This window comes from Pseudomonas sp. Xaverov 83, from assembly GCF_019352905.1.
GTDB classification, from domain to species: Bacteria; Pseudomonadota; Gammaproteobacteria; order Pseudomonadales; family Pseudomonadaceae; genus Aquipseudomonas; species Aquipseudomonas yamanorum.
Window position 1 is genome coordinate 1,063,598 of the sequence record NZ_JAAAFU010000075.1, and the last position, 25,079, is coordinate 1,088,676.

The window sequence follows — 25,079 nt, forward strand, 5'->3', positions numbered from 1 at the left end:
CTCTTGTGGCGAGGGGGCAAGCCCCCTCACCACAGGTACTCAGCGGGTGCCGGATTATTCGGCGTCCAGATGCATCGGTGTCACTACCCGACCATCTTTCTCCGCTTCCCCAAGGTTGGCATCGATGAAGTAAACCCGCTCATCTTCCAGCTGGCCCTTGTCCACCAGGTAGTCCTTGATCGCACCGGCGCGGTCCTGGCCGAGTTGGCGCAGCAACACGTCACTGCCACTCCAGAACTTGATTACACCGTCCCGCAGCTTGGCGGTGCGGTCGTCATTGCTCAGGTCTTTCCACTCGGCCGGAGGCTGTTGTTTCAGGCGGGTACGGTAGATGCCTTCCAGCAGCGGCGCCTTTTCCTTTTCAGGGACTTCAAGCAGCGACGCCTGGGCCGGGACCTTATCGCCACGGCGCTGGAGGATCTTGTAGTAGTTGTACTGGTATTCGCGTTCCAGTCGCTGTGCGGCCAACAATGGGCCGTCACTGCTGGCAGCGGCGGTGCCTTCGATCTCCAGGCGCAGGGCAGGGCGCTCTTTGAGGGCCTTGGCCAGGCTGTCCAAGGCTGACTGGGAATCCTTGCTCAGCTCGCTGGAACCCGGGGCGAACGACACGTTGCCAAGGTCTTGAGCACCACTTCCGCTAATCAACCCGCCAATGAACTTGAAGGGCGCCGTGGCCGCGCGCACCACCAGGTTACGCAGGGTCTGCCAGACAATCGGCATCACGCTGAATTGCGGGTTGTTCAAGTCGCCGGTCACTGGCAGTTCGATCGAAATCTTGCCGTCGGAATCCTTGAGCAGCGCAATCGCCAGACGTATCGGCAGGTCCACCGCGTCTGCACTGTCGACCTTCTCACCCAGCTGCAGTTGCTCGACCACCACCTTGTTCTCGGCCTTCAACTGACCCTTGGTGATGACGTAATGCAGGTCCAGGTTGAGGCGGCCCTTGCGGATGCGAAACCCGGCGAACTTGCCCGAGTACGGTGTCAGGGTGGTCAGTTCGACACGTTTGAAGCTGGTGGCGATATCCAGTGCCGCCATCGGGTCAAACGGGTTCACGCTGCCCTTGATGGTCACCGGTGCATAACGGTCGACCTTGCCCTTGACGTCAACGCTGGCCGGCTTGGCCTGGCGACTGTCGATGGTGCCGATCTGGCCGTTGAGCTGTTGAATCGCCGTGGCAAAGTTCGGAGTCAGGCTGAAGTCGGCGAAGTTGGCCGAGCCGTCGTTGATCGCAATCTGACCAATATGAATCCCCAGAGGCTTCTCTTTGCTCGCTGCAGGTTTGGCTGCGGACTTACTGCCACTGTTGGCCGGCTGCGGAATCAGCAAGTCATCGATGTTGGTAGTGCGGTCATCATTGATCATGAAACGTGCGTAGGGCTGCAACAGGTTGACCTTGTCAATGGACAGGCTGTCACCATGTTGATAATTCACGCCTTCCAGCACCAACCGCTGCCACTTGAGGAAGTCACGGTTCTTCATGGTGTCCAGGGTGTGCAACTGGTCGACCTGTGCCCGGCCAGTTACCTGGAACGCCAGGGGCTCGGTGCTTTTCAGGTTCACGTCGAGGTTGCTGCCGAGCATGCCGCTACGCAGTTCCAGGCGGATAAACGGGCTGATGTAGGACTGGGCGACACGCAGGTCGATGTCCTTGGTATCCACTTTCAGCTTGGCGCTGACCGGGCTCAGGTTGACCTGGCCGGTAGCCTGGAGCTTGCCCTGTTTGCCTACGCCGGTATCCAGCTTGAGGGTAAACGGGCTTTGGTTGAGGCTGTCGAAACCCTGCAGGTCGACGTTCAGCGGGCCGACGTCCAGGGCGACGGCCGGTTTAGCCGAACGGTCCGCCAGATGCACTTGATAGTCACGCAGTTGCACGTCTTTGAGCAGCACTTGCCAAGGCTTGCTCGGCGCTGCCGGCGCTGGCTTTGGCGAGTCGGCGGTGGCGGGCGCAGTGGCCGGCTCAGTTGCGGGTGCAGGCTTGCTCGGTTGACTGGCGAACAGTTTCTGCCAATCCAGTTGGCCATCTGCTTCAAGGGCTGCCCAGGTTTCGAGCTTGTTGCTGCGGATCTTGCCGACGATCACTTGCTGTTTGGCCAGGTCTACCGTGGTCTCGCTGACGTCCAGCTTCTCCAGGCGCGCGAGTGGCCGGCCATCCGGCGCCTTGATCGCGAACGGCGCGACACTCAGGGCGACGTTGGTCAGGTTCAGCTCGGTTTCCTTTGCCAGGCTCAGCTTGTAGTCGGTGCTGAAATTGAGGATGCCGTCTTCGAGAACCAGCGGTACCGCATCGCGCACATACGGCCACCAGACTTTCATTTTGCCGTCGGTAACCTTGAGTTTGCCTTCGGAGGCAATCGGGATGAGGCTGAAGTTACCGGTCCAGTCGATCTGCCCGCCTTCCGGGCCCGCCGCGACCAAGGTCATGGCGGCGTTGTCATCGGGCAACGTGCTGAGGTTTTTCAGCTCGAAATCCAGTTTGTCGTAGAGAAACTCGATGGGTTCGCTGGGACGCAAATCCTGGAAGTGCACATAACCGCCCGCCAGCTTGATGTTGTCGATGCGCAGCGGGAATGGTTTGGCGTTCGGGTCCGTTGGCGTCGGTTCGCTGGCTGGCAATTTGAACAGTTGCGCAAGGTTGAGCTGGCCGGATTTGTCGAACCGCAGCTCGGTTTTCGGCTTGTCGAGTTGTATGTCGGCCAAGTGCAGGGCACGGGTCCATAGGCTGTCGATCTGCAGGTTGGCGTACAGGCGTTCAAAGGCTACTTGCTCCTTGCCCGGTTCTCCGATGTTCAGGCCCCACACGGTCAGTTCGAGGCTGAACGGGTTGAGCTCGATACGCTCAATGTGCGCCGGCACCGTGGCGTAATTGGCCAGCTGTTGGTTGGCCACGCGAAGGGCAATGCCGGGGAGAATAAGGAAGCCCAGCAAGCTGTATAGGGCTAGGGCGGTCAGCAAGGCGCCAGCGGCGCGAATCAATCCTTTGGGCATATGTGACGCCATCTATGTCGATCAAGAGTGCCTTGGAGTATGGCACGGGTTTACGGTTCCGAAGAACCGGGCCTTTATTCGGCGTGCAGGCCCCCTTTGGGACAAGTCTTACAGCTGCAGGATGAGGGTCTTCAGCGGCGGTTGCTGGTCGAGGGACGGGAAATCTGCGCCGGGTGTCATGATCTGCCAGTCGCGGACCGGACGCCCGGCTTTTTCGGCGCAACGCAGGACCTGGTCGCGCCAGTCGTCCATGCCGACTTTTGCCAGGTTATTGCAGCAGATCAGCACGCCGTTATCGGCAGTGGCCAGCAGCGCCGGCTTGAGCAGGCTCTGGTAGTCGCGCAGCAGGTCGACGGTGCCGAAGGCGCTCTTGGCCCAGGCCGGCGGGTCGAGCAGCACCAGGTCGTATTGACGCTGGTCCAGACGCGGATAACTCGGCAGCTTCTGGCCGCGACGCTGGCTGATGGGCAGGCCGGCCAGTTGGCGGATTGCCGGGAAGTAGTCGGACTGGACGAATTCCATCGTCGGCAATTGCGGATTCAGTTGCCCGTTTTCGCGACCGACCGCCAGGTTGCCCTCGGCAAAGTCCAGGTTGCACACCTCACGGGCACCACCGGCGGCGGCGCTCAGGCCTACGCCGCAGGTGTAGGCGAACAGGTTCAACACGCTTTTGCCGGCACTGTGTGCCTTGACCCAGCCGCGGGTGTTGCGCAAGTCCAGGAACAGCAACGGGTCTTGCCCGGCATGGCGGCCGCGCACGCGGTAGTTGAGGCCCCACTCGTGGCCGATCAAGTCTTCCAGAGCCGCGGGCTCGGCACGGTAAACCGTGTCTTCACGGTCGATACGCGAGTTGCCCCGGGAGCGGTCGTTGTAGACCAGCAACAGCTCCAGCCCCAGGTGCTGGTTGATCGCCTGATGCAGCTGCAGCAGGTCGCCGCTCTCCAGTGACTGGTGAAAGCTCTGCACCAGCAGTTGCGGGCCGTAGCGGTCGATCGTCAGGCCGCCAGCGCCTTCCTGGCTGCCGTGGAACAGGCGATAGCAATCGGTACCTTGTGCATGCAGCTCAGCGAGCAGGTCCTGGCGATGATCGAGGGCGGCGCGCAGCGCCTGATTCAAGGAAGACATAGTGCGCGCCTTGGAGAGTAATTGGGGCGCGGGAGTTTAACAGTTATGGCTCCAGCAGGCCCATTCGCCTGTGGGCCCGTTGCACCGAACCATTGCGCATGGCCCAACGCAACAACGGCGCGCTGCGCCTGACCCCGGCGCGAATCATCTGGCGCTGCAGCGGGCTTTGTTTCTGCCCGAGCATGTCGCTGGCCCAGTCCGGCAGCAGGTCGATACCGGCCTGCATCATCAGTGAGCCAAACGGCTTGGCCAAAGTACTCGGCGACGGCGCATTCAGCAGCAACCGCAGGACTTCGTGGCTGCGTTTGTCACACAGCAGTTGCGGGCGAATACGCTCAAGGTAATCGGAAATTTCCTGGCGAGAACGCGGCACATGGCGCGCCCCCAGTTGCTCGGCCACCAGGGCTATTTCGCTGTAGTACCGGTCTTGATCCCTGGGGGATAACTCCGGGTTGCGGTAACGCAGGTGGGCCGCAAGAAAGTTACTGACCTCCGCCACATGCACCCAGGTCAGCAACTCGGGATCGCTGGCCGCATACGGTCGGCCATCAGGTGCATGGCCGACCACTTGCAGGTGAATGGTGCGCACTTTCTCGATCAGCCATTCGGCGTCGCGGCGCGAACCGAATGTGGTCCCGGAAATGAACTGCGAGGTACGCCGCAAGCGCCCGAGCATGTCTTGTCGAAAGTTTGAATGGTCCCACACGCCGGCCAGGGCCAGCGGGTGCAACGCCTGCAACATCAGCGCGCTGATGCCGCCAATCAACATGCTGCTGAAGTCGCCATGGACCTTCCAGCTCACCGAGTTCGGCCCAAAGAGACCTGGATCACCCTTGGGGGTTTCCAGGTCGAGTTGACCCAGCGACAAGCCGGTCAGGCTCATCAGCTGGTTTTCGATGCGGCTGCGAATGAATTCCATGGGTTCCTATCGGTTGAGGCGCTTGTCGATCAGGCCATCTACCACGCTCGGGTCGGCCAGGGTGGAAGTATCCCCCAGGCTGTCCAGTTCGTTGCAGGCAATCTTGCGCAAAATCCGCCGCATGATCTTGCCTGAGCGGGTTTTCGGCAAGGCCGGTGCCCATTGAATCAGCTCGGGCTTGGCGAAACTGCCGATTTCCTTGCTTACCAGATCCAGCAGGTGTTTTTTCAGCGCCTCGTCGGGCTCGACGCCATTCATGGGCGTGACGAAGGCATAGATGCCCTGGCCTTTGACGTCGTGGGGATAGCCCACCACGGCGGCTTCGGCGACCTGATCATGCAACACCAGCGCGCTTTCCACCTCGGCGGTGCCGATACGGTGCCCGGACACGTTGATCACATCATCGATACGTCCGGTGATCCAGTAGTCGCCGTTCTCGTCTCGCCGGGCGCCGTCGCCGGTGAAGTAGTAGCCCGGATAGGGTTTGAAATAGGTATCGATCATCCGTTGCGGGTCGCCGTACACGCTGCGAATCTGCCCCGGCCAACTGGATTTAATCGCCAGCACGCCGCCGCCGGCGCCGCTGATTTCCTTGCCTTGCTCATCCAGCAGTACGGGCACCACGCCAAACATGGGTTGGGTGGCGCAACCGGGCTTGATCCGTTGGGCGCTGACCAGCGGGCTGAGCATGATGCCGCCGGTTTCGGTCTGCCACCAGGTGTCGACAATCGGGCAGCGTTGTTCGCCCACTGCGTTGAAGTACCAGTCCCAGGCCTCCGGGTTGATCGGTTCGCCGACACTGCCCAGCAGGCGAAGGCTGGCGCGGGAGGTGTTTTCCAGTGGGCCGTGGCCTTCACGCATCAGCGCGCGCAACGCCGTAGGCGCGGTGTAGAAGATATTGACCTGATGCTTGTCGATCACCTGCCAGAAGCGCGAGCTGTCCGGATAACTCGGCACACCCTCGAACATCAGCGATGTGGCGCCATTGGCCAATGGCCCATAGACGATATAACTGTGGCCGGTCACCCAGCCGACATCGGCGGTGCACCAGAACACTTCGCCGTCGCGGTAGTCGAGTACGTACTTGAATGTCATCGCAGCCTGCAGCAGGTAACCGCCGGTGGTGTGGAGCACACCTTTGGGTTTGCCGGTGCTGCCGGAGGTGTAGAGGATAAACAGCGGGTCTTCCGCGTCCATTGGCTCGGGCGGGCAGTCGTCGCTGGCCGCGTCCAGGGCTTGCTGATACTTGAGGTCGCGCCCTTCAGTCCAATTGACCGCCGCGCCGGTGCGCTGCACTACCAGTACCGTGCTGACGTCCGGGCAACTGGCCAGGGCCTTGTCGACATTCTGTTTCAGCGCTACCGGCTTGCCCCCGCGTACGCCTTCATCGGCGGTGATCACTGTGCGGCAGTCGGCGTCGAGAATGCGGTCGCGCAGGGCGTCTGGCGAGAAACCACCAAACACCACCGAATGCACCGCACCGATCCGCGTACAGGCCAGCATGGCGTAGGCCGCCTCGGGAATCATCGGCATGTAGATACACACCCGGTCGCCTTTCTTCACGCCACGGCTTTTCAGCACGTTGGCTAGACGGCTGACGTTTTGGTGGAGTTGGCGGTAGGTAATTTTGGAAGACTTTGCAGGATCATCGCCTTCCCAGATGAAGGCCGGCTGGTCGGCACGTTGGGCCAGGTGACGGTCGATGCAGTTGTAACTGACGTTCAGTTGGCCGCCGGCAAACCATTGGGCGGCACCGGTCTTGATGTCGGATGTCTGGACGGTCTGCCAGGGCGTGGACCAGTCGAGAAAGCGCTTGGCTTGTTCGGCCCAGAAGGTGTCGGGTTGCTCGACGGATTGGCGGTAGAGGCGCTGATAGTCCTCTTGACTGAGTTGCGCAGCCCGGCGGACGGCATCGGCGGAGGGGAACATGCTGATATCGAACATGAGGGATCCTTATTCTTGTTTTTGCGACAAGCAATAAAGATGCACCCTGTGGCAGGCGGGTTCAAGGCCAACGTCCAAACAGACGTTGGCCTTGCGGGCATTACATCAACCGCGGTGACGGCCGCGGAAGTAGTTGATCAACCCTTGGGTGGACGCATCGTCCGCAGGCTGTTCTTCGGTGCCGGTCAGGCGGTTGTAGACGCCTTTGCCCAGCTCCTTGCCCAGCTCCACGCCCCATTGGTCGAAGGCGTTGATACCCCAGATGACGCTTTGCACGAACACTTTGTGCTCATACATCGCCACCAGCGCGCCGAGGCGACGAGGGCTGATGCGCTCAACCACAATGGTGTTGCTCGGACGGTTGCCCGGGATCACCTTGTGCGGTGCCAGCTTCTGCACTTCGGCTTCGGCCATGCCTTTGTCGCGCAGCTCGGCTTCAGCTTCGGCGCGGGTCTTGCCGAGCATCAGGGCCTGGCTCTGGGACAGGCAGTTGGCGTACAGCCACTGATGGTGGTCGGAGACCGGGTTGAAGCTGACGATCGGCACGATGAAGTCGGCCGGGATCAGCTGGGTGCCCTGGTGCAGCAACTGGTGGTAAGCATGCTGACCGTTGCAGCCTACGCCGCCCCAGATAACCGGGCCGGTGTCGGTGGAAACCGGCGTACCGTCCTGGCGCACGCTCTTGCCGTTGGATTCCATATCCAGCTGTTGCAGGTGCTTGGTGATGTTACGCAGATAGTGGTCGTACGGCAGGATCGCGTGACTCTGCGCGCCCCAGAAATTGCCGTACCACACGCCCAGCAGACCCAGCAGCACGGGCATGTTCGCTTCGAACGGCGCGGTCTGGAAGTGCTGGTCCATGGTGTAGGCACCGGACAGCAGTTCCTTGAAGTTGGACATGCCGATGGCCAGCGCGATCGGCAGGCCGATGGCCGACCACAGCGAGTAACGACCGCCCACCCAGTCCCACATCGGGAAGATGTTTTCTTCGCGGATACCGAAGGCCACGGCGGCGGCGTTGTTGCTCGACACAGCGATGAAGTGGCGATACAGCTCGGCTTCCGAGCCACCCTGGGCCAGGTACCAGGCGCGGGCGGCCTGGGCGTTTTTCAGGGTTTCGAGGGTGTTGAAGGATTTCGACGAGACGATGAACAGCGTGGTCTCGGCGCGCAGCTTCATGGTCAGCTCGTGGAACTCACTGCCGTCGATGTTCGCCAGGTAATGGCAGCGCACGCCTTTGTGGGCGTAGGACAACAGTGCTTCAGACACCAGCTCCGGGCCGAGGAACGAGCCACCGATGCCGATGTTCACCACGTCGGTGATCGGCTTCTCGGTGTAGCCACGCCACAGGCCATCGTGGATGCGCCCGACCAGGTCAGTGATCTGGTTCAGCACCTTGTGCACGTCCGGCATGATGTTCACGCCGTTGACCGACAGCTTGTCACCCACTGGACGACGCAGCGCGGTGTGCAGCGCCGGGCGGCCTTCGGAAGAGTTGACCGGCTCGCCGTTGAACAGCGACTTGATCGCGCCCTGAAGGTCGACTTCCTTGGCCAGGCCTACCAGCAGGTCGCGGGTTTCGCTGGTGATCAGGTTTTTCGAGTAATCGAGGAAAAGTCCGCAGCTGCTCAAGGTGAACTGGGTAAAGCGCTGGGGATCGGCATTAAAGGCTTCGCGCATGCTGAAATCCTGCATGGCTTGGCGATGTTGATTGAGCGCTTGCCAGGCGGGCAGAGCGGTAACGTCATGAGGAGTGCGGTAGTACGCCATCGCTGCGGGTTTCCTTTTTATTGCTGGGACTGCTGGTAGGACACTTTAAAGCCGGGAATGTGCTGTCTTTGTGAAGATGACAGGCTCCGGTCGACGCCAACGAATAGCGTAGGGCGAATACATTAAACCTAGCGTGTCGATCTGTCTTGGCTTTGTCTGCGCTGTGGCCGGTACTTTTTTATACCGGCCGATCAGGCAGTGCAACAGGCGGGGTATGCGGCGGGGTCAGTTCAGGTGCAAATGCAGGTTGTCGATCAGCCGGGTGGCGCCCAGGTAGGCGGCGACCAGAATCACCAGATCCTTGTCTTCAGCGGTGGCCGGGCGCAGGTGCAGGCCCTGGCGGACCTCCAGGTAGTCCATGCGAAAACCGGCGGCTTCAATCTGCTGGACCTGTGCGGCACGCAGTTTGGCGAAATCGCGGTCGCCCGCTTCAATGGCGGCGGCAATCTGGCTGAGGCTGCGGTACAGCACCGGCGCGATGGCGCGCTGCTCTTCGGTGAGATAACCATTGCGCGACGACAGCGCGAGGCCATCGTCGGCGCGAACGGTCGGCTCGCCGATAATCTGGATCGGCATGTTCAGGTCATGGACCATGGCGCGAATGACTGCCAGTTGCTGGTAGTCCTTCTGGCCAAAGATCGCCAGGTCTGGCTGGACCATATTGAACAGCTTGCTGACCACCGTGGCCACGCCTTCAAAATGCCCGGGACGGCTGGCGCCGCACAGGCCTTCGGACAGTTGTGGCACGCTGACCCGTGTCTGGCCGGCCATGCCGTCGGGGTACATCTCGTCGACGGTCGGGGCGAACAGCAGGTTGCAACCGGCTTGCAGCAGCTTCTCCTGGTCAGCCGCCAGGGTGCGTGGGTATTTGTCCAAGTCTTCGCCGGCGCCAAATTGCAGCGGGTTGACGAAAATGCTCGCGACGACGAAGTCCGCTTGTTGCGCCGCCTTGGTCACCAGCGTGGCATGGCCGCTGTGCAGGTTGCCCATGGTGGGCACGAAGCCGATGCGTTTGCCCGCGCTGCGGGCATGGGCGACGGCGGCGCGCAGTTCGCGCACGGTTTTGACGGTGTTCATGCAGAGAATCCGTGTTCAGCGCCTGGGAAGGTAGCGGCTTTGACTTCGCTGACGTAGGCGGCAAGCGCCGATTGAATGCTGTCCTGGCCAGCCATGAAGTTCTTCACGAACTTGGGTACGCGACCGGTCAGGGACAGGCCCAGCATGTCGTGCAGCACCAATACCTGGCCGTCGGTGCCGGAACCTGCGCCGATACCAATCACCGGGATTTTGACGGCCTGGGTGATTTCCGCTGCCAACTCGCTTGGTACGCATTCCAACAGAATCATGCATGCACCGGCCTGCTCCAGGGCGATGGCATCGGCCCGCATCTGGCGCGCCTGGGCTTCGCCGCGGCCCTGTACCTTGTAGCCGCCGAGGATATTCACCGACTGGGGCGTCAGGCCCATGTGCGCGCAAACCGGCACGCCGCGTTCGGCCAGCAAGCGAATCGACTCCGCGAGCCAGGCAGCACCTTCAACCTTGACCATGTGCGCACCGGCACGCATCAGTTGAGCGCTGTTGGTCAGGGTCTGTTCGATGGTGGCGTCGGCCATGAAGGGCAGGTCGGCGATGATGAAGGCGCCTTCGTTCCCGCGTTTGACGCAGGCTGTGTGGTAAGCGATTTCGTCGTTGGTGACCGGCAGGGTGCTGTCATTCCCTTGTAGAACCATGCCCAGGGAGTCCCCCACCAACAACACTTCAACCCCTGCCTGGCAGCTGGCCTGGGCAAAAGTGGCGTCGTAGCAGGTCAGCATGGTGATCTTTTCACCTTTGAGTTTGAGGCTCTGCAAGGTGCTCAGGGTAACGTTTGGCATGAAAAGGGTCCTCATTCAGGCGCTTGGAAACAGCGAGTAACGCGCGTGAGTCTTCGTTTATACAGGCGCACTTTCTTAAGGATCAGTGCTTATAAGGCCTGGATTGCGCCCTTTAGCGCCGGGTAGGCGGCAGCGGGACGCCTATAGTCGTGAGGAGGACTCTGGAAGTCAATTGGATGTGTTACCGCATTGTTACGGCCGGGGTGTTACCGCTGTTACTGATGCGATTCAGCAGGCGCCAGGCGTTCCAGGCCGACAAACGGGCAGGCGTCCAACAGGTCGCTGAGCTGGCGGCCATCGGCGAGTTGCAGGCTGGCGGGGGCCAGTTCTGCCAATGGGTAAAGCACGAATGCCCGCAGATGCATCTGATAGTGCGGCACCTTCAGGCGCGGCTCGTCGATCAACCGGTCACCAAATACCAGGATGTCCAGGTCCAGGGTGCGCGGGCCCCAGCGCTCGAGGCGCTCGCGGCCCTGGTCATTCTCGATGGTTTGCAGGGCATCAAGCAGTTGCAGGGGCGCAAGTTCGCTGTCCAGGGCCGCCACCGCATTGGTGTAGCGCGGTTGGCCCGGGAGCAGGGAATCACTTTGATAGAAAGCGGAGACGCCCGCCAGCGTGGTGTTCGGCAACTGCGCCAAGGCCTCCACGGCATGGCGCAATTGTTGTTCAGGGGCCGCCAGGTTGCTGCCCATGCCGATGTAGATACGTTCCACGTGCTTACTCGCCAGACGCACTCGAAGCGTCGCCAGCGCTACGTTTGCGCTTGCTGCCACTGCTGCGGCGACGTTTTTTCGGGCCATCGCCGGTGGCTTCGCCTTTGCTGCTGAGCTCTTTGATCATCTCGCGGCGCTGGCTGTCGTTGGCGTCCTGGTAGTCGGTCCACCACTCGCCAAGGCCGTCGGTCTGCTCGCCGGCGCTTTCACGCAGCAGCAGGAAGTCATAGCCGGCACGGAAGCGCGGGTTGTCCAGCAACAGGTCGGCACGTTTGCCGCTGCGGCGTGGCAGGCGCTCCTGCATGTCCCAGATCTCACGGATCGGCATGGTGAAGCGTTTCGGGATGGCGATGCGCTGGCATTGCTCGGCGATCAGCTCGTGAGCAGCTTCCTGCATGGCTGGAATTGCCGGCATGCCACGGTCTTGCAGGCGCATGACGCGTTTCGGCAGCGCAGGCCACAACAGGGCGGCAAAGAGGAACGCCGGGGTGACCGGTTTGTTCTGCTTGATGCGCAGGTCGGTGTTAATCAAGGCTTCGCTGATCAGCGTGTGGGTGTAGGTCGGGTTGTACTCCAGTGCCTCGGCGCTGGCCGGGAACAATGGGTCGAACAACTGCAGGTCAACCAGCATTTCGAAGGTGTCGGCGGCATAGCCGGAGAGGAACAACTTGAGCACCTCTTCGAACAGGCGTGCCGACGGGATTTCCCGCAGCATCGGCGCCAGGTCGCGAATCGGTGCGGCCGTGTGCTTCTCGATCCCGAAGTTCAACTTGGCCGCGAAACGTACGGCCCGCAGCATGCGCACCGGGTCTTCCTGGTAGCGTTGCGTCGGATCGCCGATCAGGCGCAGCAGGTTGTTGCGAATGTCGTGCACGCCGTTGGCGTAATCGAGGATGCGCTCGCTGACTGGATCGTAATAGAGGGCATTGATGGTGAAATCGCGGCGTTGCGCGTCTTCTTCCAGGGTGCCGTAGACGTTGTCCCGCAGGATGCGTCCGCTTTCATTGCGGGAAGACTGGTTGGTGTCTTCTTCTTCATCGTTTTGTGGGTGGTTGGCGCGGAAGGTCGCGACCTCGATGATCTCGCGACCAAAGTGGATATGCACCAACTTGAAGCGCCGACCAATGATCCGCGCATTGCGGAATTCGGCACGCACTTGTTCCGGCGTGGCACTGGTGGCGACGTCGAAATCCTTGGGAGTGATGTTGAGCAACATGTCGCGCACGCAACCGCCAACCAGGTAAGCCTGGTAGCCGGCGTTCTGCAAACGTTCGACGATGTTCACCGCATAACGGCTGAACTGGGCGCGTTGCAGCGAATGCTGGCTGCTATTGAGCACTTCAGGCGTGCTGCGTTTGTGTTGCGTACGACGCAAGGGAGAACGGAATGACTGGAACAACTTCTTCAGCATGGGATGCACTGTTTGAAGGAATGTTCGGCCATAACGAAGAATGACCGCATGATGGGCCGGGATTCTAGCATTTAGTCAGGGGATGGTGTAGGAACTAGCTGCAAGGCTTGAGCCAGAAGCTTAAAAGAAGGGTGGCGAGTGCCAAATTGCGGAAACTACAAGGGGAGCCGAAGCTCCCCCAGAAGTAGTTGCGTGCTCTATTTTTATTATTGGTTTCGGGCTTCTTGTTTTTGTTGATCGCCCTCGCCATGAAGCTTCACCTTCATGACACTCCCAATCGGGAGCCAAGAGCAAACGGATTGCTTTGGTCGCTGTGTTGCTGATCTACGATCCAACCAGTTCAGGCTCTGCCTTAGGGCAGTTTTTGTTGTTCTCGGCCTGGTTGCGGGGCAAGCCCCAAATGCAACGCCTCTCCAAAAGAATCAGTTAGCTGCGCCTCCGCCGTGTTGTTTTTGTTATGCGTGAGTCGATTCGTCTTATTTTTATTGTCTTGTACATTTGCTTGTTATTGTTTTTGTACTAAGCATATAGCAGGGTGCGTGCCAACTTTTGCGAGGCCCAGCAAAATAAGGGGTTCGGAGCGCTTTCGGGTTTCTTGAAGGCGAAAAAAAGCCGGGGCTTCGTTACCGTAAGCCCCGGCTTTTGTTACGTGAAAAATCAGCGGTAACAGTTTTTTCACATCTGAAGGTGTTACCTGTGGGGCCACCCACTCAGCTTTCGCTGGCAACCCCGGTCTTGCGCCGCGGGATACCCAGGCGCTGGCGCCGTTCCCACAGGCATTTACGGCTGACGCCCAGTTTGCGCGCCAGTTCGGTCTCGGTCATATGGTCCTGGTGCTCTAGGACGAAGTGCTGGAAGTAATCCTCCAATGACAAATCTTCCGTCGGCTCATGGCTGTTGTTACTGCCACCCTGCTGAGGCGGCAGGCCGATAAAGTCATCGTCATCCAGGTCGCTGAGCTCGATATCGATCCCCAGCAGCTCGGCGGAAATTTCCGGGCTCTCCGACAGAATCACTGCGCGCTCTACAGCGTTCTCCAGCTCCCGCACGTTACCCGGCCAGGAATAGTGACGGATTGCCTGCTCGGCATCGGCGGCAAACTTCAGGTCGGTACGGTTGATTCGTGCACTTTGGCGGGCCAGGAAGGCCGTAGCGATCTCATTGACGTCGGCGCCACGCTCACGCAAAGCCGGCAGTTTGAGTGCGATCACGTGCAGGCGGTAATAAAGGTCTTCACGGAACTGGCCAATTTTGGCCAGGCTTTTCAGGTCACGGTGCGTGGCCGCGATCAGTCGTACGTCGACCTTTTGCGACTGTACCGAGCCGACGCGGCGGATTTCGCCTTCCTGGAGGACCCGCAGCAAGCGTGCCTGAGCTTCCAGTGGCAGTTCGCCAATCTCGTCGAGGAACAGCGTGCCACCGTCGGCAGCTTCAACCAAGCCCGCACGGCCAGCGCTGGCGCCGGTAAAGGCGCCTTTTTCATGGCCGAACAATTCGGATTCGATCAGGGATTCGGGGATCGCCGCGCAGTTCACCGAGATCATCGGTGCCTTGGCGCGCTTGGACAGGTTGTGCAGGGCGCGGGCCACCAGTTCTTTACCGGTGCCGGATTCGCCCTGAATCAATACATTGGAGTCAGTGGGCGCCACTTTGCGGATCTTGCTGTACAGGTCCTGCATCGGTGGGCAGGAGCCGATAATGCCGATTTCGCCATTACTGTTATCCACGCCGGGCTTTTCAGCGCCGTTGACGGCCTTGCCCGCTGCCGGGCGTTCAGCCGGTGTACTGCTGGCGGATTGACGGTCACGCAGGATGCGGGCCACGGCCTGGAGCATTTCGTCGTGGTCGAAAGGCTTGGCGATGTAGTCCACCGCGCCCATCTTCATCGAGTCCACTGCCGAGCGCAGGCTGGCGTAGCTGGTCATGATCAGCACCGGCGTGCCTTGGCCGAGCTTGATCAGCTCGGTGCCAGGGGCGCCGGGCAAACGCAGGTCACTGACGATCAGGTCGAACGTGGGAATACTGAAACGCTCTTGGGCTTCCTGCACCGAGCCGGCTTCGCTGACCTGGTACTGATTACGTTCAAGCAGGCGACGCAAGGCAGAGCGGATAATGGTTTCGTCTTCGACGATCAAAATGTGCGGCATTGATTCAACTCTCTCGACGGTCTCAGTTCACAGCGGACGTCGCTTCGACATGACGCGGCAAGGTCACCCGAATACGGGTGCCGCGTTGGCTTTCGGTGTCAGCCGGGCTGTCGATGGTGATTTGTCCATAATGCTCTTCAACGATGGAATAGACCAGTGCAAGGCCCAGACCGGTACCTTCACCCGGATCCTTGGTGGTGAAGAAGGGTTCGAACAATCGATCCATGATGTTCTGTGGAATGCCGCTGCCTTCGTCCTCCACGATCAGGTCGACCGTGTGCTCGAAAGCCTCGCTCTTGACCCGTACTGCACTGCCGGCCGGCGATGCATCACGGGCGTTGGACAACAGGTTGATCAGCACTTGGGCCAGGCGTTGTGAATCGCCGTCGACCCAGTGTTCCGGATCGCACAGGTTAAAGAACTGTACTTCGAAATTGCGCCGGTTCAAGGCCAGCAGCCCAATGGCATCCTGGGCCACTTCAGCCAGGCACACGGCCTCGTCGTGATTCTGGTGAGCGCCTGCGTGGGCAAAGCTCATCAGGGACTGCACAATGCGCGAAACACGCTTGGTCTGCTCCAGAATCTGCCCGCTGATCTCGATGATTTCGCCGTCTTCTTCGCGCTCTTCCCGCAGGTTTTGCGCAAGACAGGCGATACCGGTGATCGGATTGCCGATTTCATGGGCCACACCGGCGGCCAGGCGCCCGATGCTGGCCAGTCGCTCAGAGTGCACCAGCTTGTCTTCGAGCATTTGGGTGTCGGTCAGGTCTTCTACCAGCAGCACCAGGCCGCTGTTGCCGGGCGCCAGTGGCTCATCGATGGCGGCCTTGTGCAGGTTGAGCCAGCGGGTCTGGCCGTCCAGCGCCAGGTGCTGTTTATGCAAGTGTTCGTCGGGCAGGTTGATGAAGCCCTGGAGCAATTCTTTCCACGGGTCGCCGATGGTATTCAGGCGTGAGCCCACCACGCGTTGGGCGGCGATGCCGGTGAGTTCTTCCATGGCCTTGTTCCACATCAGGATCTCTTGATCCTTGGCCAGGGAGCAGACGCCCATCGGTAACTCCTGCAGCGTCTGGCGGTGATAGCGGCGCAAGGCATCGAGTTCGGCGGCAAGGCCAGTGAGGCGCGAGTGGTAATCCTCCAGCCGGCTCTCGATGAAGTGGATGTCTTCGGTCACGTAGTTTTCGCCGCCGGCCTTGTAGGGCAGGAAGGTCTCGACCATGTCCTGGGACACGCTCGGGCCCATCAAGCCGGACAGGTTGGCTTCGATGCGGTCCCGCAGACGGCGCAGCGCATAAGGTCGGCGTTCGTCGAACGGCAGGTAGAGATCGCGCAGGGCCTGCTCGACTTCCTTTTGCGCGGCCTTGGCGCCCAATGGCTTGGCCAATTGCGTGGCGAATTCCTGGGGTGAGGCGGCATGCAATTCGCGGCGTTGCGGGCGACGCACGTTATCCACAGCGCAGGCTTCGGCGGCGCTGGTTTCTTCCGGGCTGGCGTTGGTGAACAGCGAGAAGAGGGTGAACATCAGCACGTTGGCCGCCAGCGAGGCAATCGCCGCCATGTGCCAACTGGTGTCGTCCAACACGTAGATCATGTTCAACAGCGGGATGTAGAAGCCCTGCAAGTTGCCCACCAGCGGCAGCAGCATGGTCACGGTCCATACCAGGATCCCGGCCAGCAGCCCGGCGATAAAGCCTCGGCGGTTGGCAGTCGGCCAGTACAGCACCGACAACACCCCCGGCAGGAACTGCAAGGTGGCAACGAAGGCGACGATGCCCAGGTTGGCCAGGTCCTGCTCGGCACCCAGCAACAGGTAGAAGCCATAACCGGCCATGATGATCGCGACGATCAGCGCGCGGCGGGTCCATTTCAGCCAGCGGTAGATATTGCCTTCGGCCGGTGGCTGGTAGAGTGGCAACACCAGGTGATTAAGCGCCATCCCCGACAGGGCGAGGGTGCTGACGATGATCAGCCCGCTGGAGGCTGACAAACCACCGACATAGGCCAGCAATGCCAGTGACTTGCTGTTGGCGGCAATGCCGACGCCCAGCGTGAAGTATTCGGGGTTGGTGGTAGCGCCCAGTTTCAGGCCCGCCCAGAGAATCAGCGGCACCGCCAGGCTCATCAGCAGCAGGAACAACGGCAAGCCCCAGCTGGCGCTGACCAGCGAGCGAGGATTGAGGTTTTCGGTGAAGGTCATGTGGTACATGTGCGGCATCACGATGGCCGAGGCGAAAAACACCAGAAGCAGCGTGCGCCATGGGCCTTCCTGCAATGGCGTGTGCAGCGCGGCCAGGGCGGTCTGGTTTTGCAGCAGCCACAGTTCCAGCTGTTGCGGGCCGTCAAATACCCCGTAGAGCGCATACAGGCCGACACCGCCAATGGCGATCAGCTTGATCACCGATTCAAACGCGATCGCGAACACCAGCCCTTCATGTTTCTCACGGGTAGCGATATGCCGTGAGCCGAAGAAAATCGTGAACAGGGTGATCAGTGCGCAGAAGCTCAATGCCACGCGGTGTTGCACCGGCTCACGGGTGAGGATGCTGATGGAGTCGGCCACCGCCTGGATCTGCAATGCCAGCAACGGCAGCACGCCGATCAGCATGAAGATCGTGGTCAGCGCACCGGCCCAGGTGCTGCGGAAGCGGAACGCAAACAGGTCGGCCAGGGACGACAGCTGATAGGTGCGGGTGATTTTCAGGATCGGATACAACAGCACCGGCGCCAGCAAGAACGCCCCGGACACCCCGAGATAACTCGAAAGAAAGCCGTATCCATACTGATAGGCCAGGCCCACCGTGCCATAGAACGCCCAGGCGCTGGCATACACGCCCAGGGACAAGGTGTAGGTCAACGGATGGCGAATGATCGCCCGCGGAATCATTCCACGTTCACTGATCCAGGCTACCCCGAACAGCGCGGCCAGGTAGGCGGCGCTGATCAGCAGCATCTCGGTCAGGCTAAAGCTCATCGGCATCTTTTTGGCTCTGCAGGATGAAAGTCACGACGATCAGAATCAGCCAAAGCAGATAGGGCCGGTACCAGGCGCCTGTGGCGTCGATCCACCAATCCATGATGGCAGGAGAAAACAGGTAGATCCCGACGACCAAAAGCAGGACCAATCGATAGATGTACATGTTGGCCTCTGATTGAAAAACTGCGGCGATGGTAACGGATGGCTCGCAAGCTGCAAGCGCCTTCAGCGCAATTGCGCTTCGGCCAGCGTGAGTGTGCGCGGGATCTGTGGAGCATCCCAGTGCGCAATGCCCCAATCCAGCAGTTCCCGTGGGCTGGCGTGGTTCAGTTCGTCGCCCGCTGGCTGGCCCAGGGCGCGCAGTGCTCTTAACAGCAAAGGCGTGGCCTGGTCTGTGGTCAAGGGGGGGGAACGGTAGGATTTGCCCAGCTTGTTACCGTCCGGCTGGATGATCAGCGGCACATGCAGGTAACGCGGTTGGGGCAGGCCCAGCAGTTCCTGCAGATACAGTTGGCGCGGCGTGGAGTCGAGCAGGTCGGCGCCACGCACGATGTCGGTCACACCTTGCCAGGCGTCATCGAGCACCACTGCCAGTTGGTAGGCATAAAGTCCGTCGCGGCGGCGGATAACGAAGTCGCCTACATCACGACCCAGATGCTGTCGGAATTCGCCTTGTACACGGTCGGTAAAGTGGTACTCCAGCTCCGGCACCCGCAGGCGAATGGCGGCATCTTGCTGATCGTGGCCGGCATTGCGGCATAGTCCTGGATAAATCCCGTTGTAGGGTTCCAGTTGCTTGCGTGAGCAGGTACAGGCGTAGGCCAGGCCGTGATTGAACAGACGGTTGAGCACTTCGGCGTAGGCATCGTGCCGTTCGCTTTGTCGGACCAATTCCCCGTCCCATTCGAAGCCGTAGCGTTCCAGGGCATTGAGGATTGCGGCCTGGGCGCCGGGCTCTTCCCGTGGCGGATCGAGGTCTTCCATGCGCATCAGCCAGCGGCCTTGATTGGCACGGGCGTCGAGGTAGGAGGCGAGGGCAGCGACCAGGGAACCGAAATGCAGGTGTCCGCTGGGCGTGGGGGCGAAACGCCCGATATAGGAGGAGGCAGTCATGGGGCGGATATTACTGGAAAACCAGCAAACGCCAGAAACAAAAATGGAGCGTTCGCACGCCCCATTTGTACAGCCCGGCGATGGTTACTTGCCGACCTGTTTTTCCTTGATTTCAGCCAAGGTCTTGCAGTCTACGCACAAGTCGGCGGTAGGACGCGCTTCCAGGCGGCGAATACCAATCTCGACGCCGCAGGACTCGCACCAGCCATACTCTTCGTCTTCGATGAGTTGCAGGGTCTTGTCGATTTTCTTGATCAGCTTGCGCTCGCGATCGCGGGCGCGCAGTTCAAGGGCGAACTCTTCTTCCTGGCTGGCACGGTCTGCCGGGTCCGGGAAGTTGGCCGCTTCGTCCTTCATATGGTCAACGGTACGGTCAACCTCTTGCATCAAGTCCTGTTTCCACTGCTTCAGGATCTTGGAGAAGTGTTCGCGCATGGGCTTGCCCATGTATTCCTCACCCTTCGATTCGACGTAGGGTTGGAAGCCGCTGATGCTCTGTTGCTTTGCTTGGGTGGGCATGAATGGACCGCCTCTCACTCTTCTAATCCATTGCGCAGGATTGCAACATCACCGACACCTGCCGGCCCTGCGGCTGCAAGCGGGCGAACTTACCAGATAGATTCGGGGTGCGCCACTCCCGGTTGTCGAGGCACCGTCTCCTGAGGGTTGCAAACCGCCGCAGGCCCCAGCAGGGCGGGCTTGTACGGTCTCGAATGTTGATTTTAGCTGTTTTGCAGGTAGTTGCTCGCCGTGCTTGCTACATGTCTTCGGGCAATAGAGCAGGTTTTGCGCGGCGGGTTGGGTAGAATCGGGGTTTGTCCTCACAGTTAAGGAAGGCTAATGGCTCAGCCCTACAGTGCGCGCAGTCGCGCTATCGAACCTTTCCATGTCATGGCGTTGCTGGCGCGGGCCAATGAATTGCAGGCCGCCGGTCACGACGTGATTCACCTGGAAATCGGCGAGCCGGACTTCACCACCGCCGAGCCGATCATCAAGGCCGGACAGGCGGCGCTGGCCAATGGCAAGACCCGTTATACCGCGGCCCGCGGGTTGCCGGAGTTGCGTGAGGCTATCAGCGGTTTCTACCAGCAGCGTTACGGGCTTGGCATCGATCCTGAACGCATTCTGATTACACCCGGCGGTTCCGGTGCCCTGTTGCTGGCGAGCAGTTTGCTGGTGGACCCCGGTAAGCATTGGCTGCTGGCAGACCCCGGTTACCCGTGCAACCGCCACTTCCTGCGACTGGTGGAAGGCGCGGCGCAGTTGGTCCCGGTCGGCCCCGACGTGCGTTATCAACTGACCGCCGACCTGGTGGCTCGTCATTGGGATCAGGACAGCGTGGGCGCGTTGGTCGCTTCGCCCGCCAACCCTACCGGCACCATCCTGACGCGCGATGAGTTGGCCGGGCTGTCGAGCGCCATCAAGGCGCGCAACGGGCATTTGGTGGTGGATGAGATCTATCACGGCCTGACCTACGGCACCGATGCCGCCAGCGTGCTGGAAGTCGACGATGAAGCTTTCGTTCTAAATAGTTTTTCGAAGTATTTCGGAATGACCGGCTGGCGCCTGGGTTGGCTGGTGGCACCACCGGCGGCCGTGGGTGAATTGGAGAAGTTGGCGCAGAATCTCTACATCAGCGCACCGAGCATGGCACAGCATGCGGCCCTGGCCTGCTTTACCCCGGAAACGTTGAATATTCTTGAGGATCGCCGGGCCGAGTTTGGCCGTCGTCGCGACTTCCTGCTGCCAGCCCTGCGGGAGCTCGGCTTCGGCATCGCTGTCGAGCCGGAAGGTGCGTTCTACTTGTATGCCGATATCAGCAAATTCGGCGGCGATGCCTTCGCCTTCTGCCGACACTTCCTCGAAACCGAGCACGTTGCGTTCACTCCAGGCCTGGATTTCGGACGCTATCAAGCCGGTCACCATGTGCGTTTTGCCTACACGCAAAACCTTGATCGCCTACAGGAAGCCGTCGAGCGGATTGCCCGTGGCTTGCGGAGTTGGCAAGGCTGATGCGCTTTAATCCTCCCCTCGAAGAAGGCCGGCTGATCCGCCGCTACAAGCGTTTTCTCGCCGATATCGAAACCGTTACCGGCGAGTTCCTGACCATTCACTGTCCGAACACCGGCTCGATGTTCAACTGCATGCTGGAAGGTGGTCAAGTCTGGTTCAGCCGCTCCAATGACCCCAAGCGCAAGCTGCCCGGTACTTGGGAAATCAGCGAAACCCCGCAAGGGCGCCTGGCGTGTGTGAATACCGCGCGGGCCAATCAGTTGGTGGAAGAGGCGCTGCGGGCCGGGGTTATCACGGAACTCAATGGTTTTACCGCGTTGAAGCGTGAAGTGGCCTACGGTCAGGAAAACAGTCGGATCGATTTCCGTCTGGATTACCCAGCGGGCCCGGCGTATGTCGAAGTCAAAAGCGTCACCCTCGGTTTTGACGGGACCTCGACCGCGGCATTCCCCGATGCAGTGACCCAGCGCGGGGCCAAGCATTTGCGGGAGTTGGCGCATCTGGCGCGTGAGGGTGTGCGGGCGGTGCAGTTGTACTGCGTCAACCTCTCGGGGATCGATGCGGTGCGTCCTGCCGAAGAAATTGATGCCGGTTATGCGGCCGCGTTGCGTGAGGCCAAAGCGGCGGGCGTCGAGGTGTTGGCCTATGGCGTGAGGGTGACGTCAGAGGAAATCTGCGTCGAGCGTCGCCTGGAAGTATTGCTCGGCGGTTAGATTTCTACCCAAAGACCCTGTTCGTCCTCGCGGCCGGGCAGGGCTGTCAGGCTCTGGCCGGCACAAGGCCCGGCGACGCACTCTCCGCTTTCGATCAGGAACAGCGCGCCATGGGTGGCGCAGTGGATCAGGCTGGCGCTGGGGTCTAGAAACTGGTGCGGCTGCCATTCCAGCGGCACCCCGCGATGTGGGCAGCGGTTGATATAGAAGTAGGCAATGCCTTCGCGACGCACGGCAAACAGCTTGCGGCCGTCGATATCGAAACCGAGACTGGCGTTGGGTGCGAGTTCGCTCGAGGTGCAGAGAAACTTCATGTCGATCCTTAAGTACCGTCGTTGGCGGGCTGCAAGGCTATCCTGATTTTACCGAAGAGCCCGGCGCTTGACGTGCAAATGCAAACAATTATCAAATGCCGGCTTCGCCCGTTAGCTGACTGGGCGCTCTGTACGATGTCAGGCAGCCTTGATCTGTCACATTGCGAGTGTTTCAGCGGGCTCACCCCTTGGAAGGAAACCCTTTTATGCGCCTGAGTGCCAGTGCTATCGCGCTCGTTGTCGGACTGCTGGTCAACGCTGGGGCCCAGGCCTCTGAACTGCCACAACGCTGGGTCAGTGCTGGTGGTGCGTTGTCGGAATGGGTGACGGCCCTGGGCGGTGAGTCAAAGTTGGTGGGCGTGGATACCACCAGCCAGCATCCGGAATCCCTCAAGGCGTTGCCGAGCATTGGTTACCAGCGGCAGTTGTCGGCGGAAGGCATTCTGAGCCTGCGTCCGCAGATCCTGGTGGGCACCGAGGAAATGGGCCCGCCGCCGGTGCTGGCGCAAATCCGCAACGCCGGTGTGAAAGTGGAGCTATTTTCGGCTGAGCCGGATTTGCCGACCCTGCAAGGCAACCTTCAGCATCTGGGCAAGTTGCTGGGCAGCGAAGCGAAGGCTGCCGAGCTGTTCAGCGACTATCAACAACAACTTGATCAACAAAAGAACTGGGTGACCAAGGCCCAATCCACACAAAAGGCACCCGGCGTCTTGTTGTTGCTGGGACATGCCGGCGGAAAACCGCTGATCGCCGGCAAAGACACGGCGGCTGACTGGATGTTGCAGCAGGCCGGCGGCCATAACCTGGCGACCCACAAGGGTTACAAACCTTTTTCCGTCGAGTCACTGGCGGGGCTCAATCCTGAGGTGCTGGTGTTTGCCGATCGCGCCTTGACCGGGGATGCGGCCCGCGCCGCGTTGTTCAAGGAAAATCCGATCCTGGCTTCGACGCCAGCAGCCAAGAATGGACGCGTCTATGAGCTGGACCCGACGCTGCTGGTTGGTGGGCTTGGGCCGCGCTTGCCGCAAAGCCTGGTGAAGCTGTCTGCCGGGTTCTATCCGTCTCAGGCTAATACCGCCCCATGACCACTCTGGTTAAACCGCGAACCCTGTTTATGGGCTTGAGTCTGCTGTGTGTATTGGCGATCTGGTTATCATTGGCCCTGGGGCCGGTGAGTTTGCCGTTGATGGACACACTGCGGGCAGCCTTACGCTTGATGGGTGTGCCAATCGAGGCCCAAGGCCTGGAGCAGGCGGAGTTGATCCTCGGGCAGATTCGCCTGCCGCGTACGTTGCTGGGCCTGGCCGTCGGCGGGGTTCTGGCACTTTCCGGCGTCGCAATGCAGGGGCTGTTTCGCAACCCCTTGGCTGATCCCGGGTTGGTCGGGGTGTCCAGCGGTGCGGCGTTGGGCGCGGCGATTGCGATTGTCGGTGGTTCGTTTTTTGGTGGTTTGCCAGACGTCCTCGGGCCTTATCTGCTGTCGTTGTGTGCCTTCCTCGGGGGGTTGGGGGTAACAGCGCTGGTCTATCGCCTGGGTCGACGCAACGGCCAAACCAATGTCGCGACCATGTTGCTGGCGGGGATCGCCCTGACGGCGCTCGCCAGTTCGGCGGTGGGCCTTTTCACCTACCTGGCGGATGACGCCACCTTGCGCACCCTGACGTTCTGGAACCTGGGCAGCCTGAATGGCGCCAGCTACTCGCGGTTATGGCCGCTGCTGCTGGTCAGCGCTGGCGTCGCCCTTTGGCTGCCGCGGCGGGCCAAGGCGCTGAATGCACTCCTGTTGGGTGAGTCGGAAGCCAGTCACTTGGGCATTGATGTTGAAGGCCTCAAGCGCGAACTTGTGTTCTGCACTGCATTGGGGGTGGGCGCGGCGGTGGCAGCGGCGGGGATGATTGGCTTTGTCGGGCTGGTGGTGCCGCATCTGGTGCGCCTGCTGGCGGGGCCGGATCATCGGGTGCTGCTGCCAGCCTCAGTGCTCGCGGGGGCGAGTTTGCTGTTGTTTGCCGATCTGGTAGCGCGACTGGCCTTGGCGCCGGCGGAATTGCCGATTGGCATTGTTACCGCGTTTATCGGTGCGCCGTTTTTTCTCTACCTGTTGTTGCGAGGGCGCGCCTGATGCTGCGAGTAGAGGACCTGCAGGTCCGCCGTGGGCGCAAAACCGTGTTGGCGGACGTCACCCTGGACCTGCTGCCAGGTGAAGTGCTTGGCGTGTTGGGCCCCAACGGTGCGGGGAAAAGTACATTGCTCGGTGCGTTATGCGGTGAGTTGCAGCCCGACGAAGGCCGTGTGTGGCTGGATGAGCGTGAGTTGAAAGACTGGGGCGGAGCGCAGCGTGCCCAGCGCCTTGCGGTATTGCCGCAAACCTCAACCCTGGACTTTGCCTTTCGCGTCGAAGAGGTGGTGGGCATGGGGCGCTTGCCTCATCAGACTGGCCGGGTGCGTGACGATGAAATCATCAATGCTGCCTTGCAGGCTGCCGACGTCGGCCACTTGAGCGGGCGCAGTTACCTGGCATTGTCGGGCGGCGAGCGTCAGCGTGTGCACCTCGCGCGGGTGCTGGCGCAGCTATGGCCGGGTGAGGCGGGGCAGACCTTGTTGCTGGATGAGCCGACGTCAATGCTTGATCCGCTGCATCAGCACACGACCTTGCAGGCGATCCGCAGCTTTGCCGACCGGGGTGCTGCGGTGCTGGTGATCCTTCACGACTTGAACCTGGCGGCGCGCTACTGTGATCGTATCCTGTTGCTGGAGGATGGTCGGCCCCATGCGTTGGATACACCGGCACAAGTGTTCCGGCCTGAGCCACTGAAGGCGGTATTTGGGCTGGATGTGTTGGTGCAGCCGCATCCGGAGCGCGGCCATCCGTTGATCATTGCACGCTGAAAATCGCCGCAGCTTTTTATGGGCAAAAAAAGACCCGGCAGAGCCGGGTCAAATAACCGTGATTAGCCTGATGAGGAGATAATCTGAGAGTCCGAACCAATGGTCTTTCAGTTATCGGCTGATCTCGCGACCAGTTGTGATAATCATAACGATTCTCATTTGAGAGTCAACATTT

Annotated in this window: 20 protein-coding genes; 5 read left to right on the top strand and 15 right to left on the bottom strand. The window is 60.7% G+C overall.

What is annotated here, in order from left to right; translation table 11 throughout:
- Window positions 1-54 precede the first annotated feature (54 nt).
- The 14 genes from K0H47_RS26130 to dksA all read right to left on the bottom strand — a co-directional run bounded on the left by K0H47_RS26130 (window position 55) and on the right by dksA (window position 19,497).
- Window positions 55-2,988 carry a DUF748 domain-containing protein gene (locus K0H47_RS26130; RefSeq protein ID WP_063033210.1) on the bottom strand — a complete coding sequence of 978 codons (2,934 nt, stop codon included), beginning with the start codon at window positions 2,986-2,988 and terminating at the stop codon, window positions 55-57.
- Between the two features lie 108 nt (window positions 2,989-3,096).
- Window positions 3,097-4,113: a class I SAM-dependent rRNA methyltransferase gene (locus K0H47_RS26135; protein ID WP_017478572.1), complete on the bottom strand. Its 1,017-nt coding sequence runs from the start codon at window positions 4,111-4,113 to the stop codon at window positions 3,097-3,099.
- A gap of 43 nt (window positions 4,114-4,156) precedes the next feature.
- Window positions 4,157-5,032, bottom strand: a complete 876-nt coding sequence (locus K0H47_RS26140; protein ID WP_063033208.1) for an oxygenase MpaB family protein — start codon at window positions 5,030-5,032, stop codon at window positions 4,157-4,159.
- Between the two features lie 6 nt (window positions 5,033-5,038).
- Entirely contained in the window at window positions 5,039-6,976 is a 1,938-nt protein-coding gene (gene acs, locus K0H47_RS26145) for an acetate--CoA ligase (protein WP_219273849.1), read from the bottom strand.
- Window positions 6,977-7,081: 105 nt separating this feature from the next.
- Complete coding sequence (gene pgi / locus K0H47_RS26150; protein WP_017478575.1) at window positions 7,082-8,746, bottom strand: glucose-6-phosphate isomerase; 1,665 nt, start codon at window positions 8,744-8,746, stop codon at window positions 7,082-7,084.
- Between the two features lie 225 nt (window positions 8,747-8,971).
- Window positions 8,972-9,823, bottom strand: coding sequence for a pantoate--beta-alanine ligase (panC, locus tag K0H47_RS26155; RefSeq protein ID WP_063033206.1), 852 nt, complete (start codon window positions 9,821-9,823; stop codon window positions 8,972-8,974).
- Complete coding sequence (gene panB, locus K0H47_RS26160) at window positions 9,820-10,620, bottom strand: 3-methyl-2-oxobutanoate hydroxymethyltransferase (protein ID WP_063033205.1); 801 nt, start codon at window positions 10,618-10,620, stop codon at window positions 9,820-9,822. Before panB ends, panC begins: the two co-directional genes overlap by 4 nt.
- Before the next feature lie 215 nt (window positions 10,621-10,835).
- Entirely contained in the window at window positions 10,836-11,333 is a 498-nt protein-coding gene (folK, locus tag K0H47_RS26165) for a 2-amino-4-hydroxy-6-hydroxymethyldihydropteridine diphosphokinase (protein ID WP_063033204.1), read from the bottom strand.
- Between the two features lie 4 nt (window positions 11,334-11,337).
- Window positions 11,338-12,744, bottom strand: coding sequence for a polynucleotide adenylyltransferase PcnB (locus K0H47_RS26170; protein ID WP_010174368.1), 1,407 nt, complete (start codon window positions 12,742-12,744; stop codon window positions 11,338-11,340).
- A gap of 710 nt (window positions 12,745-13,454) precedes the next feature.
- Window positions 13,455-14,891: a sigma-54 dependent transcriptional regulator gene (locus K0H47_RS26175; RefSeq protein WP_063033203.1), complete on the bottom strand. Its 1,437-nt coding sequence runs from the start codon at window positions 14,889-14,891 to the stop codon at window positions 13,455-13,457.
- A 22-nt stretch (window positions 14,892-14,913) separates the two neighbouring features.
- On the bottom strand, window positions 14,914-17,868 hold the full coding sequence (locus tag K0H47_RS26180; RefSeq protein WP_218264340.1) for a sensor histidine kinase: 2,955 nt from the start codon (window positions 17,866-17,868) through the stop codon (window positions 14,914-14,916).
- Window positions 17,852-18,028: a hypothetical protein gene (locus K0H47_RS26185; protein ID WP_003176118.1), complete on the bottom strand. Its 177-nt coding sequence runs from the start codon at window positions 18,026-18,028 to the stop codon at window positions 17,852-17,854. Before K0H47_RS26185 ends, K0H47_RS26180 begins: the two co-directional genes overlap by 17 nt.
- A 62-nt stretch (window positions 18,029-18,090) precedes the next feature.
- A complete protein-coding gene (gene gluQRS, locus K0H47_RS26190; RefSeq protein ID WP_017478581.1) occupies window positions 18,091-18,978 on the bottom strand; it encodes a tRNA glutamyl-Q(34) synthetase GluQRS in 888 nt (295 codons plus the stop codon).
- 84 nt (window positions 18,979-19,062) lie between these two features.
- Window positions 19,063-19,497: an RNA polymerase-binding protein DksA gene (gene dksA, locus K0H47_RS26195; protein ID WP_010174401.1), complete on the bottom strand. Its 435-nt coding sequence runs from the start codon at window positions 19,495-19,497 to the stop codon at window positions 19,063-19,065.
- Between the two features lie 321 nt (window positions 19,498-19,818).
- Here dksA and K0H47_RS26200 point away from each other — a divergent pair, with 321 nt between their 5' ends.
- Window positions 19,819-20,991 carry a pyridoxal phosphate-dependent aminotransferase gene (locus K0H47_RS26200; protein ID WP_063033200.1) on the top strand — a complete coding sequence of 391 codons (1,173 nt, stop codon included), beginning with the start codon at window positions 19,819-19,821 and terminating at the stop codon, window positions 20,989-20,991.
- The gene (sfsA, locus tag K0H47_RS26205; protein WP_063033199.1) at window positions 20,991-21,704 is read left to right on the top strand and encodes a DNA/RNA nuclease SfsA; all 714 of its coding nucleotides are present in this window, start codon (window positions 20,991-20,993) and stop codon (window positions 21,702-21,704) included. Before K0H47_RS26200 ends, sfsA begins: the two co-directional genes overlap by 1 nt.
- On the opposite strand, the gene K0H47_RS26210 is transcribed toward sfsA, so the two are convergent.
- Window positions 21,701-22,018, bottom strand: a complete 318-nt coding sequence (locus K0H47_RS26210; protein WP_063033198.1) for a Rieske 2Fe-2S domain-containing protein — start codon at window positions 22,016-22,018, stop codon at window positions 21,701-21,703. The genes sfsA and K0H47_RS26210 overlap by 4 nt on opposite strands.
- A gap of 206 nt (window positions 22,019-22,224) precedes the next feature.
- Between K0H47_RS26210 and K0H47_RS26215 the strand changes: the two genes are divergently transcribed.
- From K0H47_RS26215 to K0H47_RS26225, 3 genes are read left to right on the top strand one after another with little or no spacing between them, the layout of a single operon-like run.
- Window positions 22,225-23,103, top strand: a complete 879-nt coding sequence (locus K0H47_RS26215) for a hemin ABC transporter substrate-binding protein (protein ID WP_063033197.1) — start codon at window positions 22,225-22,227, stop codon at window positions 23,101-23,103.
- Window positions 23,100-24,137: an iron ABC transporter permease gene (locus tag K0H47_RS26220; protein WP_093201971.1), complete on the top strand. Its 1,038-nt coding sequence runs from the start codon at window positions 23,100-23,102 to the stop codon at window positions 24,135-24,137. Before K0H47_RS26215 ends, K0H47_RS26220 begins: the two co-directional genes overlap by 4 nt.
- Window positions 24,137-24,904, top strand: coding sequence for a heme ABC transporter ATP-binding protein (locus K0H47_RS26225; RefSeq protein WP_063033195.1), 768 nt, complete (start codon window positions 24,137-24,139; stop codon window positions 24,902-24,904). Before K0H47_RS26220 ends, K0H47_RS26225 begins: the two co-directional genes overlap by 1 nt.
- The last annotated feature ends 175 nt before the right edge of the window (window positions 24,905-25,079 follow it).

What these genes read in the sequence shown, in the direction of transcription:
- K0H47_RS26225 (WP_063033195.1), top strand. Translation starts at nt 24,137, where the DNA reads ATGCTGCGAGTAGAGGACCTGCAGGTCCGCCGTGGGCGCAAAACCGTG.
- K0H47_RS26180 (WP_218264340.1), bottom strand. Translation starts at nt 17,868, where the DNA reads ATGCCGATGAGCTTTAGCCTGACCGAGATGCTGCTGATCAGCGCCGCC.
- K0H47_RS26170 (WP_010174368.1), bottom strand. Translation starts at nt 12,744, where the DNA reads ATGCTGAAGAAGTTGTTCCAGTCATTCCGTTCTCCCTTGCGTCGTACG.
- pgi (WP_017478575.1), bottom strand. Translation starts at nt 8,746, where the DNA reads ATGGCGTACTACCGCACTCCTCATGACGTTACCGCTCTGCCCGCCTGG.
- sfsA (WP_063033199.1), top strand. Translation starts at nt 20,991, where the DNA reads ATGCGCTTTAATCCTCCCCTCGAAGAAGGCCGGCTGATCCGCCGCTAC.
- dksA (WP_010174401.1), bottom strand. Translation starts at nt 19,497, where the DNA reads ATGCCCACCCAAGCAAAGCAACAGAGCATCAGCGGCTTCCAACCCTAC.
- K0H47_RS26220 (WP_093201971.1), top strand. Translation starts at nt 23,100, where the DNA reads ATGACCACTCTGGTTAAACCGCGAACCCTGTTTATGGGCTTGAGTCTG.
- panC (WP_063033206.1), bottom strand. Translation starts at nt 9,823, where the DNA reads ATGAACACCGTCAAAACCGTGCGCGAACTGCGCGCCGCCGTCGCCCAT.
- K0H47_RS26135 (WP_017478572.1), bottom strand. Translation starts at nt 4,113, where the DNA reads ATGTCTTCCTTGAATCAGGCGCTGCGCGCCGCCCTCGATCATCGCCAG.
- K0H47_RS26185 (WP_003176118.1), bottom strand. Translation starts at nt 18,028, where the DNA reads ATGTACATCTATCGATTGGTCCTGCTTTTGGTCGTCGGGATCTACCTG.
- panB (WP_063033205.1), bottom strand. Translation starts at nt 10,620, where the DNA reads ATGCCAAACGTTACCCTGAGCACCTTGCAGAGCCTCAAACTCAAAGGT.
- K0H47_RS26210 (WP_063033198.1), bottom strand. Translation starts at nt 22,018, where the DNA reads ATGAAGTTTCTCTGCACCTCGAGCGAACTCGCACCCAACGCCAGTCTC.
- K0H47_RS26200 (WP_063033200.1), top strand. Translation starts at nt 19,819, where the DNA reads ATGGCTCAGCCCTACAGTGCGCGCAGTCGCGCTATCGAACCTTTCCAT.
- K0H47_RS26215 (WP_063033197.1), top strand. Translation starts at nt 22,225, where the DNA reads ATGCGCCTGAGTGCCAGTGCTATCGCGCTCGTTGTCGGACTGCTGGTC.
- K0H47_RS26175 (WP_063033203.1), bottom strand. Translation starts at nt 14,891, where the DNA reads ATGCCGCACATTTTGATCGTCGAAGACGAAACCATTATCCGCTCTGCC.
- K0H47_RS26140 (WP_063033208.1), bottom strand. Translation starts at nt 5,032, where the DNA reads ATGGAATTCATTCGCAGCCGCATCGAAAACCAGCTGATGAGCCTGACC.
- gluQRS (WP_017478581.1), bottom strand. Translation starts at nt 18,978, where the DNA reads ATGACTGCCTCCTCCTATATCGGGCGTTTCGCCCCCACGCCCAGCGGA.
- K0H47_RS26130 (WP_063033210.1), bottom strand. Translation starts at nt 2,988, where the DNA reads ATGCCCAAAGGATTGATTCGCGCCGCTGGCGCCTTGCTGACCGCCCTA.
- acs (WP_219273849.1), bottom strand. Translation starts at nt 6,976, where the DNA reads ATGTTCGATATCAGCATGTTCCCCTCCGCCGATGCCGTCCGCCGGGCT.